Below are 798 nucleotides of genomic sequence, written 5' to 3'. Positions count from 1 at the left end.
GGTCTGAACTGGCAGCGGGCTAACACGGCCCGCAGCGTACTTCAACGTATCCACGACAGCTCGATGAGCAATAAAGAATCACCTTATCGGTGCCAGCAAGGGCATTGATGTTGTGCCTTCCGCGATTACTGAATACGAACGGGCGATGGGTGGACAAATGTTACCCGTTGTCGGAGAAATCCGCGACCATCTTGAGGTCGAGGTCCAGGATCATATGGAAGCCGAGGGTGTCGATCCTTCGCTCAAGCTTACCCGCTAACTGAGACTCTATTACCCGGCGGATCATTCTTGTTCCGTAGCCTTCAGCGCCTTTGCTCATCGAGTCTTTTCGCTGTAGGCGTTCTGACCACGTGATACGGAGCCTCTCGCACGAAGAGGTGCTGCTGATCTCAAGAATGCCGTCGCTTTCAGAGAACGCGCCATATTTGACCGCATTGGCGGCAAGCTCATAAAGAACGAGTGCCAATGGTGTGATGGCCGCGTGGGACAATTGTAGATTGGCCACTGTCAACCGCACGCGTCTTTCGTCCACGAAGGGCTCTATGATCACCCTGATAAGCTCGGTCAATGTCCGGCTGGGATGCGATTGACTTTGCTCAGGATCGTGGAGCGCCACTGCATGCGCTTTGGCCAGCGCCCGGTAGCGGTTGTTCGTCAGCTCGATCAGTTCCTCTATGGAACGTGCCTCGCGGGCGGTCATCGTGAGGAGGCCGCTGGATACAGCGAAGCAGTTGCTTACGCGATGTCGCATTTCCGAAAGAAGCATTTGCTGCTGTTCGGCAAGCTGCCGCTGCACTG

1 protein-coding gene is annotated in these 798 nt (G+C 55.5%); it reads right to left on the bottom strand.

Going from position 1 to position 798, the window contains the following annotated elements; genetic code table 11:
* Nucleotides 1-160: 160 nt before the first annotated feature.
* On the bottom strand, nt 161-798 hold a 638-nt coding region (locus tag WA367_RS15380; protein ID WP_336057661.1), incomplete at its 5' end, for an HWE histidine kinase domain-containing protein.

This window comes from Nitratireductor sp. CH_MIT9313-5 (assembly GCF_037029545.1).
GTDB lineage: Bacteria > Pseudomonadota > Alphaproteobacteria > Rhizobiales > Rhizobiaceae > Chelativorans.
The sequence above is the reverse complement of the archived record's forward strand: the minus strand, read 5'-3'. Positions and strand labels throughout refer to the sequence as shown.